At 64.0% G+C, this 11643-nt stretch carries 12 protein-coding genes; 7 read left to right on the forward strand and 5 right to left on the reverse strand.

Annotated elements, in window-relative coordinates:
* The first annotated feature begins 196 nt into the window (after nt 1-196).
* Together J8I87_RS25895 and J8I87_RS25900 are read left to right on the forward strand one after the other, a co-directional pair.
* The gene (locus J8I87_RS25895) at nt 197-1354 is read left to right on the forward strand and encodes an MFS transporter (protein WP_209934888.1); all 1158 of its coding nucleotides are present in this window, start codon (nt 197-199) and stop codon (nt 1352-1354) included.
* Between the two features lie 83 nt (nt 1355-1437).
* On the forward strand, nt 1438-2595 hold the full coding sequence (locus tag J8I87_RS25900) for an MFS transporter (protein ID WP_209934889.1): 1158 nt from the start codon (nt 1438-1440) through the stop codon (nt 2593-2595).
* Nucleotides 2596-2718: 123 nt separating this feature from the next.
* Here the strand turns inward: J8I87_RS25900 and fahA are convergent, their stop codons facing one another.
* Complete coding sequence (fahA, locus tag J8I87_RS25905; protein WP_209934891.1) at nt 2719-4029, reverse strand: fumarylacetoacetase; 1311 nt, start codon at nt 4027-4029, stop codon at nt 2719-2721.
* Nucleotides 4026-5348, reverse strand: coding sequence for a homogentisate 1,2-dioxygenase (gene hmgA / locus J8I87_RS25910; protein WP_209934892.1), 1323 nt, complete (start codon nt 5346-5348; stop codon nt 4026-4028). Before hmgA ends, fahA begins: the two co-directional genes overlap by 4 nt.
* 239 nt (nt 5349-5587) lie before the next feature.
* On the opposite strand from hmgA, the gene J8I87_RS25915 reads away from it, so the two are divergent.
* Nucleotides 5588-6418 (forward strand): EAL domain-containing protein, encoded by an 831-nt coding sequence (locus J8I87_RS25915; protein ID WP_209934893.1) that lies wholly within the window; start codon nt 5588-5590, stop codon nt 6416-6418.
* Between the two features lie 6 nt (nt 6419-6424).
* On the opposite strand, the gene J8I87_RS25920 is transcribed toward J8I87_RS25915, so the two are convergent.
* Nucleotides 6425-7231, reverse strand: coding sequence for an IclR family transcriptional regulator (locus J8I87_RS25920; RefSeq protein WP_209934894.1), 807 nt, complete (start codon nt 7229-7231; stop codon nt 6425-6427).
* A 119-nt stretch (nt 7232-7350) separates the two neighbouring features.
* Here J8I87_RS25920 and J8I87_RS25925 point away from each other — a divergent pair, with 119 nt between their 5' ends.
* The gene (locus J8I87_RS25925; protein ID WP_209934895.1) at nt 7351-8541 is read left to right on the forward strand and encodes an acyl-CoA dehydrogenase; all 1191 of its coding nucleotides are present in this window, start codon (nt 7351-7353) and stop codon (nt 8539-8541) included.
* Between the two features lie 104 nt (nt 8542-8645).
* Here J8I87_RS25925 and J8I87_RS25930 read toward each other — a convergent pair whose 3' ends face one another.
* The gene (locus J8I87_RS25930) at nt 8646-9284 is read right to left on the reverse strand and encodes a peroxiredoxin (protein WP_209934897.1); all 639 of its coding nucleotides are present in this window, start codon (nt 9282-9284) and stop codon (nt 8646-8648) included.
* 384 nt (nt 9285-9668) lie between these two features.
* Here J8I87_RS25930 and J8I87_RS25935 point away from each other — a divergent pair, with 384 nt between their 5' ends.
* The 3 genes from J8I87_RS25935 to J8I87_RS25945 all read left to right on the forward strand — a co-directional run bounded on the left by J8I87_RS25935 (nt 9669) and on the right by J8I87_RS25945 (nt 10997).
* Nucleotides 9669-9971 (forward strand): YqjD family protein, encoded by a 303-nt coding sequence (locus J8I87_RS25935; protein ID WP_007584918.1) that lies wholly within the window; start codon nt 9669-9671, stop codon nt 9969-9971.
* A gap of 120 nt (nt 9972-10091) precedes the next feature.
* On the forward strand, nt 10092-10475 hold the full coding sequence (locus J8I87_RS25940) for a phage holin family protein (RefSeq protein WP_209934898.1): 384 nt from the start codon (nt 10092-10094) through the stop codon (nt 10473-10475).
* Between the two features lie 45 nt (nt 10476-10520).
* Nucleotides 10521-10997 (forward strand): DUF3318 domain-containing protein, encoded by a 477-nt coding sequence (locus J8I87_RS25945; protein ID WP_209934899.1) that lies wholly within the window; start codon nt 10521-10523, stop codon nt 10995-10997.
* A gap of 29 nt (nt 10998-11026) precedes the next feature.
* On the opposite strand, the gene J8I87_RS25950 is transcribed toward J8I87_RS25945, so the two are convergent.
* Nucleotides 11027-11446 carry a type IV pilin protein gene (locus tag J8I87_RS25950; protein WP_209934905.1) on the reverse strand — a complete coding sequence of 140 codons (420 nt, stop codon included), beginning with the start codon at nt 11444-11446 and terminating at the stop codon, nt 11027-11029.
* Between the last annotated feature and the right edge of the window lie 197 nt (nt 11447-11643).

Consider the following 11643-nt stretch of genomic DNA (forward strand, 5'->3'; position numbering starts at 1 on the left):
TTTCCTGGTGCGCCTGCACCGCAATCGACGCAATACAAAACAGTCCGCCCGGCGCGCAGCACGACGCTTTTGGCTTCGGTACAATCCCTTACTGATTTACCCTTGCCGACGCCTGCGCACTCGTCCCGAAAGCGCGCGGCGGCGATGCGAACGGCACGCTCATCCGCCGGCGCACCCGTCCCGTGAAAGTCCCATCATGCCCTTGCCCTTGCTTGCACTTGCCGTTGCCGCCTTTGGAATCGGTACCACCGAGTTCGTCATCATGGGGCTGCTGCCCGATGTCGCGCGCGATCTGAGCGTGTCGATTCCGGCTGCGGGCATGCTGGTGTCCGCGTATGCGTTAGGCGTGACGATCGGCGCGCCGATCGTCGCGATTGCCGTCGCGAACATGCCACGCAAGAAGGCGCTGATGAGCCTGATCGGCATATTCATCGTCGGCAATCTGCTGTGCGCGATCGCGCCCGGCTACGCGGTGCTGATGGCCGCGCGCATCGTCACGGCGTTCTGTCATGGCGCGTTCTTCGGCATCGGCTCCGTCGTCGCGGCGGGGCTCGTCGCGCCGAACCGCCGCGCGCAGGCGATTGCGCTGATGTTCACGGGCCTCACGCTGGCGAACGTGCTCGGCGTGCCCCTCGGCACGGCGCTCGGCCAGGCGGTCGGCTGGCGCGCGACGTTCTGGGCCGTGACGGGCATCGGCGTGATTGCGGCTGTCGCGCTCGCGCTGTGCCTGCCGTCGAAGATCGCGATGCAGAAGGCGAGCCTCGTTCACGAATTCACCGTATTGAAGAATCCGCAGGTGCTGATGGTGCTGGGCACGAGCGTGCTCGCATCGGCGAGCCTGTTCTCGACGTTCACGTACATCACGCCGATTCTCGAAGACGTGACGGGCTTCACGCCGCATGCCGTCACGATGGTGCTGCTGCTGTTCGGTCTCGGACTGACGGTCGGCAGCACGCTCGGCGGCAAGCTCGCGGACTGGCGCCCCGTGCAGTCGCTGCTGTCGTTCCTGCTGGCGATCGTCGCGATCCTGTCGATCTTCGCGATTACGATGCACAGCGAAATCCCCGCGATGATCACGATTTTCCTGTGGGGCGTGCTCGCGTTCGCGATCGTGCCGCCGCTGCAGATGCTGATCGTCGACCGGGCGAGCAACGCGCCGAATCTGGCCTCGACGCTCAATCAAGGCGCCTTCAACCTGGGGAACGCGACGGGCGCATGGCTCGGCGGCATGGCGATCGGCGCGGGCGCGCCGCTCACGTCGCTGCCCTGGGTCGGCGTCGCGACGGCGGCCGCCGCCGTCGCGCTGACGTGGTGGTCGGTGTCGCTGGACCGTCGTCTGCCCGTGGCGGGCTGAACGCCGAGCGGATATATCCGGCGCGTGCACCCCGTCATCAGCGGGTGCGCGCGGCATGCGGGCGTAGTAGCATCTCGCCCGTTATGAAAGTCGTCTTCTCCCGTGATTTCCTCGCGCTGATCCTGAGCGTGGCCGTTGTCGGCCTCGGCAGCGGCGCGACGCTCCCCCTCACCGCCCTCGCGCTGACGCAAGCGGGCTACGGCACCGATATCGTCGGCCTGCTGACGGCCGCGCAGGCGGGCGGCGGCCTGCTCGTCGTGCCCGTGGCCGGCCGGATCGGCGCGCGCTGCGGCGGCCGCCAGGCGATCGTCGGCGCGGTGCTGATCGTCGCGATTGCAACGGCACTGATGCAGCTGAGCGCGAATCCATTCGTCTGGGGACTGTTGCGCGTGCTCTGCGGCGCAGCGCTGATGCTGCTCTTCACGATCGGCGAAGCCTGGGTCAACCAGCTCGCCGACGATGCGTCGCGCGGGCGCGTCGTCGCGATCTACGCGACGAACTTCACGCTATTCCAGGTGGTTGGTCCCGTGCTCGTCAGTCAGATCGCGCAGTACGAGCATTGGCGCTTTCTGATCTGCGGCGCGATCTTTCTGATCGCCCTGCCCGTGTTGTCGATGATCCGCTCGACACCTCACGCGCCCGACGAACACGAGCCGCATGGCAGCTGGCGTCATGTTCTGCCGCAAATGCCCGCGCTCGTGATCGGCACCGGCTTCTTCGCGCTGTTCGATACGATCGCGCTGTCGCTGATGCCGCTGTTCGCGATGGCGCATGGCGTCGCCAGTGAAGTCGCCGTGCTGTTCGCGTCGGCGCTGCTGCTCGGCGACACGACGATGCAGTTTCCCATCGGCTGGCTCGCGGACCGGCTCGGGCGCGAGCGCGTGCATATCGGCTGCGCGGTGCTCGTCGTCGTGCTGCTGCCGCTTCTGCCGTGGGCCGTGCGCTCGCCGTGGCTGTGCTGGCCGCTGCTCTATGTGCTCGGCGCGGCGGCGGGCGCGATCTATACGCTGTCGCTGGTTGCGTGCGGCGAGCAATTTCGCGGCGTGGCGCTGGTGTCGGCGAGTTCGCTCGTCGGCGCGTCGTGGAGCATCGCGAGCTTTGGCGGACCGCTCATCGCGGGCACGCTGATGAAGAGCGTCGGCAACGACGCGATGATCGGCGTGGTGCTCGCGAGCGCGCTGGCGTTCCTCGCGGCGGCGTCGTGGGAGAAGCGGCGCGGCGTAGTGTGCGCGCCATCATGATCCGATGAAGCCGCGCGCTTCGATCCGCGCGCGGCTATTGATACAGCGGCATTGAAGCCCTGCGGCTTTCGCGGGGGGCTCGTGCTCGCGCGCTGCTCGACGAACATGAGCCGCCTCGTCACGTCACCGATGCGCCGGCAGAATCTCGCCGACACACGCGCCGAAGCCCACGCGATATCCGTCGCCCTGGCACCATCCCTCGAGCGTCAGTTCGTCGCCGTCTTCGATGAACGCGCGCGTGCCGCCCTCTTTCAGTTGCAGCGGCTTCTTGCCGTTCCACGTCAGTTCGAGCAGGCTGCCGAACGAATCGTCGGTGGGGCCGCTGATCGTGCCCGAGCCCATCAGATCGCCGACACGCGTATTGCAGCCCGATACCGTGTGATGCGCGAGCTGCTGCGCCATCGTCCAGTACATATGACGGAAGTTCGTGCGGGCGATGGTCGTCGGCTCGTTCGCGCTTTGCGGCTTCAACAGCACTTCGAGCGAAATGTCGAACGCGTGCGCGCCGCCGTGGCGCAGATACTCGAGCGGCAGCGGGTCTTGCGCGGGCTGCGCGACGCGAAACGGTTCGAGCGCGTCGAGCGTGACGATCCACGGCGAGATCGTCGTCGCGAAGGTCTTCGCGTTGAACGGCCCGAGCGGCACATATTCCCATTGCTGGATATCGCGCGCGCTCCAGTCGTTCAGCAGCACCATGCCGAAGATGTGGTTCTCCGCGTCCTCGCACGCGATCGGCTCGCCGAGCGCATTGCCGCGTCCGACGATAAAGCCCGTCTCCAGTTCGATGTCGAGCTTGCGGCACGCGCCGAAGACGGGGCGTTCCTGATCGGGCAGCTTGATCTGTCCATTTGGGCGGCGCACGGGCGTGCCGCTCACCACCACCGACGATGCCCGTCCGTTGTAGCCGATCGGAATCTCCAACCAGTTCGGCAGCAACGCATTCTTCGGATCGCGGAACATCGAGCCGACATTGGTCGCGTGTTCCTTCGACGAATAGAAGTCCGTGTAGCCCGGAATCTGCACGGGCAGATGCAGCGTCGCGTCGGCCTCGCGGATCAGCGCGCGGCTCTTCAGTTCTGCGTCGTCGCGCAGCGTCGGGTTCTCGCGCGACAGCAGCTTGCTCAGTTGAATGCGCACGCTGCGCCACGCATCGCGGCCGAGCGCGATGAAGTCGTTCAACCCGTCACGTACGAACACGCTGTCGCCCGCGCCCGATGCGGGCACCGTCAGCAGGCCCGCGCTTTCCAGCGCCGCCAGATCGACGATGCAATCGCCGATCGCGACACCCGCGCGCCGTGTCGCATTCAAGCCGTCGCTGAAGATACCGAACGGCAGGTTCTGAATCGAAAAATCGCAGGCCGGATCGTTTGCCGATTCGACCCAGCTCTTGCGCGACGCGTCGAGCGTCGCCTGGAGATCGCTCGACGCGTTCATCGTTGCTCCGGGTTGAAATGTTTCTTGAGACCTTGCCAGCATTCGTAGTAATGCGCCTGAAGCTGCGCCGTTTCGAGCGCGTAGCGCGTCGGCTTGAGCAGCGCGCGCGTTTCGAACATGAAGGCCATCGTGTTGTCGACCTTGTTCGGCTTCGTCGTGTCGATCTGCGACGCCTTTTCGAACGTGTCGGCATCCGGGCCGTGACCCGACATGCAGTTATGAATGCTCGCGCCGCCCGGCACGAAGCCTTCCGCCTTCGCGTCGTACGCGCCGTGCACGAGGCCCATGAACTCGCTCGCGACATTGCGATGGAACCACGGCGGGCGGAACGTATCTTCGGCGGCAAGCCAGCGCGGCGGAAAGATCACGAAGTCGATCGTGTCGACGCCCGGCGTGTCGCTTTGCGCCTGTAGCACGAGAAAGATCGACGGGTCCGGATGGTCGTAACTGATCGAGCCGATCGTGTTGAAGTGGCGCAGATCGTATTTATACGGCGCATAGTTGCCGTGCCACGCGACCACGTCGAGGGGCGAATGCCCGATGTCCGCGCGCCACAGGTGGCCGTTCATCTTCGCGACCAGTTCGAAGTCGCCCTCGCGGTCTTCGTACGCGGCGTGCGGCGTCAGGAAGTCGCGCGGATTCGCGAGGCCGTTCGAGCCGATCGGCCCAAGATCCGGCAAGCGCAGCAACGCGCCGAAGTTCTCGCAGATATAGCCGCTCGCGCGCCCATCCGGCAGCGCCACCGAAAAGCGCACGCCGCGCGGAATCACCGCGATCTCGAACGGCTCGACGTCGAGCTTGCCCATCTCCGTGAAGATCGCGAGACGCCCGGCCTGCGGCACGATCAGCAGTTCACCGTCCGCGTTGTAGAAGTAGCGGTCCTGCATCGGCTGGTTGGCCGCGTACAGGTGGATCGCGCAGCCGCTCATCGCCTCGGCGGAACCGTTGCCCGCCATCGTCACCCAGCCGTCGATGAAATCCGTCGGCTCGACGGGCATCGGCAGCGGGTCCCAGCGCAACTGGTTGGGCGGCGTCGGCGGCACGTCGGCGAAATTCGCGACGAGGCGGTGCGACGGCAGCGCCGTGAACGGCTGGTGCATGGCCGCGGGGCGGATGCGGTACAGCCACGAGCGGCGATTGTGCGCGCGCGGCGCGGTAAATGCGGTGCCTGACAGCTGCTCGGCGTACAGGCCGTATGGCGCGCGCTGCGGCGAGTTGCGGCCTTGCGGCAGCGCGCCGGGCAAGGCCTCGGTCGCGAATTCGTTCGCGAAGCCGGACTGATAGCCTGGCTGGATTTCGCGTCGTGTGGTCGATTCCATGCAAAGTCTCCGATGAATCTCAAGCGGTTTGCGCGTGCGCCGGACTTGAAGCGGGATAGATTTACGAATAGTAAAACAGATTATGATTAGTGAAATTAACGTAAACCCTTGGTTCGCTGGCGATCGTCACACGGACGACGAAATCCATATCAGTATTTGGTGCATGGATGGGCGCCAGCGGCTGCTACCATCGAACCATGCGGCACCCGCCGTGATCCAAAACCGCTTCGCACGTATTCATGATCCCGCTGACCGTCCCTCAACTCGTCGACCGCGCCTCCACTCACCCTTTTCTAGGCGAGCATCTGAGGATGGGCACAGGCCCGCACAGCAGCGAAGCAATCGCGACCTATGGTGACGTCGAGATCGGCAGCGGCTACGAGCCGATCTTCGACATCACCGTGCACGCGCTTGCGCAGTCGCTATCGTCGTCGCCGGACAGCGCAGACCGCTTCGGCGACGAACTCGGCGTCCAGGCGATCACGCTAAGGCTCGACGGCAAGCCGCTCGATATGTTCGATCCGTTCGACCACGTCCCCGACGATCAGCAACTGGTCGCGCTGGACCGGATGTCGCGCGCGATGCACGCGATCAATTTCTTCGGCCCGCAACGGCACGGGCTGCTGTTTCTGCGCGTGCACGAACGGCTGCTGAAAAGCGTGCGCTACGACCACGGCCGGCATTTCTCGACGATTCTGATGTCGTTCGGGTTAAATCCATCGCGTGTGGTGATCGAGTTGCCGCCCGCTGCGGTCGCACATCGGACGTTTCTTGGTTATCTGACCAAGAGCTATCAACACTATGGATTCAAGGTCGCCGGCAATCTGCCGAACGCAGGGCAGATCCTGTCCGTGTCGGACATGGCGAGGCTGGATTTCATCAAGATGGACGCCGCTTCGGCGCTGCGCGATTCGATGGTGAAGCCGCTGGTCAGCTACGCGAACCGGCTAAAAATTCCGCTGATCTTCAACCGTGTGGCGACGGACGCGCAGTTCGATCTGCTACAGCAATACGATGTGCGGTTCGTGCAGGGGCCTCTATTCGTCGTGCATGAGAATCGGACCGCTTGAGACTCATCAGGTGCTGTCGCCGAGGCGCCGCGCCAAAGCTCTCAGACGCGGCGCAACCATTTCCCGAAACACGCTCTCCCCCATCGACGACGCCGGCCCGCTGCAGCTCAGCACCAGCAGCCGCCCGTCGCGCGGGTCCGTGAACGGCACCGCGACGGCATTCACGTCGTCGTGCCAGTCGCGGAACGAATAGCAGCAGCCTTCTTTCGCGAACACATCGATTTCCTTTTGCGCCGCCGCGACCAGCTCGGTGCCTTCGTCGCCCGCCGCGCGCCGTAATTCGGCGAGCAACGCGGCGCGCACGTCGGCGGGCTGCACCGCGAGATACGCGCGGCCCATCGAGCTCGTCAGCATCGACAGCTTCGAGCCCGATGCGAGGCCGAGCGTCAGCGCCGTCTCGCTGCGGATCGTCTCCAGATAGACCATGTCCATTCCGTCGCGGCAACCGAGCGACACCGCCGCGCCCACTTCGCGCGCGAAGCTACGCATGTGCGGGCGCGCGAGTTCAAGCGTGTCGGTGCCCGCCAGCAGCGCGAAGCCGAGCGACAGCACACCCGCGTCGAGCGCGTATTTGCCGAGCGCCTCGTCGAAACGCAGGTAGCCGAGCACGGTCAGCGTGTACGCGAGCCGGTTGACGGTCGCCTTCGGCAGCCCGGTGCGCTCGACGAAATCGCGATTGCCGAGCAGCGTCTCGCCCGGCCGGAACGCGCGCAGCAGATCGAGCCCGCGTGCCAGCGCGGTCACGAACTTGCGTTCGTCTATCGAATCGGAAGGCCGCGCCGATAGCGACGTTGTAGATGCAGGCTTTGACATGGGGTGCTAAACTCCGATCGTCGTTTTGCAAAACATTGTTTCGCAGAGCGGAACTCAAGTCAAGCATAGGATGGAGGTAAAGGGCGAAAGCGCCACTCCACCGACACAGGAGATACGTCATGGCAGCCGCCGCGCAGTTTCACTGGGAAGACCCGCTGCTCCTCGACCAGCAGCTCACGCAAGAAGAACGCATGGTGCGCGACGCCGCGCAGGCCTACGCGCAGGACAAGCTCGCGCCGCGGGTGCTGGACGCATTCCGCCACGAGAAGACGGACATTGAGATCTTCCGCGAGATGGGTGAACTGGGCCTGCTCGGCCCGACCATTCCTGAGCAATACGGCGGCCCCGGCCTCAACTACGTGAGCTACGGACTGATCGCGCGCGAAGTGGAGCGCGTCGATTCGGGCTACCGGTCGATGATGTCGGTGCAATCGTCGCTCGTGATGGTCCCGATCTTCGAATTCGGCTCCGCTGCGCAGAAGGACAAATATCTGCCGAAGCTCGCGTCGGGCGAATGGATCGGCTGCTTCGGCCTGACCGAGCCGAACCATGGCTCCGATCCGGGCAGCATGGTCACGCGCGCGAAAAAAGTGGACGGCGGCTACTCGCTGTCCGGCTCGAAGATGTGGATCACAAATTCGCCGATTGCGGACGTGTTCGTCGTCTGGGCGCAGCTCGACACCGACGGCAAGGATGAGATTCGCGGCTTCATTCTTGAGAAAGGCTGGAAGGGCTTGAGCGCGCCCGCAATTCACGGCAAGGTCGGCCTGCGTGCGTCGATCACCGGCGAGATCGTTTTGGACGAAGTGTTCGTGCCCGAAGAAAATCTGATGCCGGGTGTGAAAGGCTTGCGCGGACCGTTCACCTGTCTGAACTCGGCGCGCTACGGCATCGCGTGGGGCGCGCTCGGCGCGGCGGAAGCCTGCTGGCACACGGCGCGTCAGTACACGCTCGATCGCAAGCAGTTCGGCCGGCCGCTCGCCGCGAATCAGCTGATCCAGAAAAAGCTCGCCGACATGCAAACGGAAATCACGCTCGGCCTGCAAGGCGTGCTGCGTCTGGGCCGGATGAAGGACGAGGGCACCGCCGCAGTCGAGATCACGTCGATCATGAAGCGCAATTCATGCGGCAAGGCGCTCGACATCGCGCGCCTCGCGCGTGACATGCTGGGCGGCAACGGCATCTCGGACGAGTTCGGTGTCGCGCGGCATCTGGTGAATCTTGAAGTCGTGAACACCTATGAAGGCACGCACGATATTCACGCGCTGATTCTTGGACGCGCACAGACGGGTATCCAGGCGTTCTTCTGACACTCGCCAAGCAGTTCAGATTTCCCTGGGAATAGAAAAGCCCGCGTTCCGACGAACGCGGGCTTTCGTTTATGCGCGCCGTCCTGCCGCCGCGCACGAGCCGCTTACCTGTTCGGCTGAGGCGTCATGCGCAGATACGGACGCAGCGCCTTATGGCCCTTCGGGAACTTACGCTTGATCTCTTCTTCATCCTTCAGCGACGGCACGATCACGACATCGTCGCCATGCTTCCAGTTGCCCGGCGTCGCGACCTGATAGTTGTCGGTCAGTTGCAGCGAGTCGATCACGCGCAGCACTTCGTCGAAATTGCGGCCCGTGCTGGCCGGATACGTGATGATCAGCCGGACCTTCTTCTTCGGGTCGATGATGAACAGCGAGCGCACAGTCAGCGTTTCGTTCGCGTTCGGGTGAATCATGTCGTAAAGCTGCGAAACGTTGCGGTCGCCGTCGGCGAGGATCGGAAAACCGACGCTCGCGGCCTGGGTCTCGTTGATGTCCTTGATCCACTCGTTATGCGACTCCTTGCTGTCGACGGACAATGCGATCGTCTTCACGTTGCGCTTTTCGAATTCGCTGGCGAGCTTCGCGGTCAGCCCGAGTTCCGTCGTGCAGACGGGCGTAAAGTCTGCCGGGTGCGAGAACAGGACGCCCCAGCTGTCACCCAGCCATTCGTGGAACCTGATGCGGCCAATGCTCGACTCCTGCTCGAAATCGGGCGCGACATCGCCAAGACGTAGACTCATAGTGCAGCTCCTTGAAATTGTTCGAATAATCCGCCCCGACCCGGCCGGCCGAGCGGTGCAAAATTAGAGCATACGGGACGAAGACGTGCACTTCTAACGAACATTGGCTGCAACGCTTATCAGTTTTTGTAATTTTCTCGCCGATGTACGAAACTTAACGGGACAGATCAACTCCATCAACCGATGGCGTGCTTTGCAACACCATGAGCGGAACGACTCGAAGCGGGCAGATGAAACGCTCGCGGCGTTCGGGAACGCTTCATGCGAACGGGTTCGGGAAATTGCGCGCGGTTTGCGCGTAACCCATGGCGCACGGCACACTGGCTCGCCAGCGGCCGTTTCTTTGGTTACGATTCACGCGTAGCGTGCACAAGGGAGCAGTCAATGTCGGAAGTCAACAAGGAGAGACTGATGTCGGATATCAAAACCGTACTCGCAGATGCGGAAGATCTGCTGAAGCAGGCCGCGAGCGCCACGGGCGAACGCGCTTCTGAACTGCGCGAGACGGCGCTCTCGCGTCTCAAGCAGGCGAAGGAAAAGGCAGCCGACGTGCAGGTCGTGGTCGTCGAAAAGGGCAAGAAAGCCGCCCGCGCCACCGACGACTACGTTCACGAACATCCGTGGGCATCGATTGGCATCGCAGCCGGTGTCGGCGTACTGGTCGGCTTGCTGATCAATCGCAAATAAAGCGCGGGGAGCGGCCCGCCGCGACGTCGAGCGGCGGGTGCGCTTTGCCGACAGGCGGACGGGCGCACGCGTCCCGTCTCCACCTTCTTCGCGCATCCTCGCGCGCAACACGCTCAAGCCATGATCGACACACAATCGCACAGCGAGGACCGCGGGCCATTGCGGCGCTTACTCAGCTCGGTTTTTTCGATCTTGCAGACGCGGCTCGAACTGATCGGCATCGAACTGGCCGAAGAAAAGGACCGCCTGCTGATGGTGCTCTTCATGGGGCTCGCCGCCATGATGCTCGCGACGATGGCGTTGATTGCGCTGACCGCGCTCATCGCGATCGCCTTCTGGGACACCTACCGTTGGCAGGCGCTTGCCGGCATCACGATTGTCTATGCGCTAGCCGCAATCGGCTGCGCGCTGCGCGCCCGCAGCGGCCTGCGCAACGCGCCGATGATCTTCGAGACGACGCTCAACGAGTTCGAGAAAGACCGCGAGATTTTCCGCAAACGCTGAACGGGCCGTGCCGCCGCCCTCTTCGTCCATTGCCACCGATCTACCATGAGCCACGTCCATTCCGATAACGCCTTTCGCAGCCGCCGCCCGCCCGCCAAAGATCTGAGCGCGCCGCATCTGCGCGCGTTGCGCAAAGAACTGCTGATCGTGCGCGCGGACGTCGAGCGCATGGAGCTGGCTCAGGCCACGCTCGACATTCGCAACGCTGTCATGCACTTTAGCTGGCTCAAGTTCATCGTGCCGGGCTTCGGTTCGATGTCCTGGGGGCGCCGCCGTGGCACAGCGGGCAATATCGGCACGCTGCTCAAGGAGTACCCGCTGATCAGTTCGCTGGTTTCGCTGGTGCTCGCCAAGCCGATCCGCAAAGGCGTCACCGCGACCGCAAAGCCCGTGCTCAAGTGGGGCAGCCTGGGGCTGGCCGCGTGGGAAGCCTTTCGCATCTATCAGCAGATCAAGCGGGAAACACGCAAGCCAGCTGCCGCGTCCGCCGCTGCCCACGATTCCGACATGAGCCCGCCCTGACGCGGCTTGCACCGACCTTTCCATCATCTCTATCGTGCGCTCCAGCATTCGTCGGGGTCCGCTCCCGTCGCGCCCCGGTTATTCCTCAAGCCCGTCGCGTCGAGTATGAAAGTGCCGCACGCATCGCCGGCCATCGGGCCGTCCTCCGCCGGCTGCGCTTCGAGCGCGTAGCCGCCGTTCGTATCGCCGGCGGGCAGGATGCGCAGCCGATAGATAGCCCTCCCGGCTTGCGGCGCCTGATCGAGACCGGACGGTAGTGGCGCGCCATCCACATGCGCCGGTGACTCCGCGAACTGCGCTGCCCGATACAGCGCCGACGCCGCATCCGTTCGGTGCGCTTTCGCCACATGAGCGCGATACGACGGAATCGCGAGGACGGCGAGCGTCGCGGCTATCGCCAACGCGACGATCAGTTCGAGCAGCGAAAAGGCTTGCGTGTTGCGCTTGATCGCAATGGTCATGGTCGGGTGCACCGTGAGAACCTAAAAAGGACGCGCAGCGACGCGCCGCCAGTGTTTCTCAATCGCGCCGCCCCTGATGACCACCTGGAGTTGCAGCCACATCTGCGAATTACCGGCCGAAAGTTTTTATGTGCAGTGTCGAATCCAGCCCCCGATAGCAAAGGTCTCCGGTCGTAGAAACTCTA

Source organism: Paraburkholderia sp. LEh10 (assembly GCF_017814945.1).
Taxonomy (GTDB): Bacteria; Pseudomonadota; Gammaproteobacteria; order Burkholderiales; family Burkholderiaceae; genus Paraburkholderia.

Bases quoted from the DNA above. Each gene is read 5' to 3' on its own strand.
- J8I87_RS25895 (WP_209934888.1), top strand. From the start codon at position 197: ATGCCCTTGCCCTTGCTTGCACTTGCCGTTGCCGCCTTTGGAATCGGT.
- J8I87_RS25900 (WP_209934889.1), top strand. From the start codon at position 1,438: ATGAAAGTCGTCTTCTCCCGTGATTTCCTCGCGCTGATCCTGAGCGTG.
- fahA (WP_209934891.1), bottom strand. From the start codon at position 4,029: ATGAACGCGTCGAGCGATCTCCAGGCGACGCTCGACGCGTCGCGCAAG.
- hmgA (WP_209934892.1), bottom strand. From the start codon at position 5,348: ATGGAATCGACCACACGACGCGAAATCCAGCCAGGCTATCAGTCCGGC.
- J8I87_RS25915 (WP_209934893.1), top strand. From the start codon at position 5,588: ATGATCCCGCTGACCGTCCCTCAACTCGTCGACCGCGCCTCCACTCAC.
- J8I87_RS25920 (WP_209934894.1), bottom strand. From the start codon at position 7,231: ATGTCAAAGCCTGCATCTACAACGTCGCTATCGGCGCGGCCTTCCGAT.
- J8I87_RS25925 (WP_209934895.1), top strand. From the start codon at position 7,351: ATGGCAGCCGCCGCGCAGTTTCACTGGGAAGACCCGCTGCTCCTCGAC.
- J8I87_RS25930 (WP_209934897.1), bottom strand. From the start codon at position 9,284: ATGAGTCTACGTCTTGGCGATGTCGCGCCCGATTTCGAGCAGGAGTCG.
- J8I87_RS25935 (WP_007584918.1), top strand. From the start codon at position 9,669: ATGTCGGAAGTCAACAAGGAGAGACTGATGTCGGATATCAAAACCGTA.
- J8I87_RS25940 (WP_209934898.1), top strand. From the start codon at position 10,092: ATGATCGACACACAATCGCACAGCGAGGACCGCGGGCCATTGCGGCGC.
- J8I87_RS25945 (WP_209934899.1), top strand. From the start codon at position 10,521: ATGAGCCACGTCCATTCCGATAACGCCTTTCGCAGCCGCCGCCCGCCC.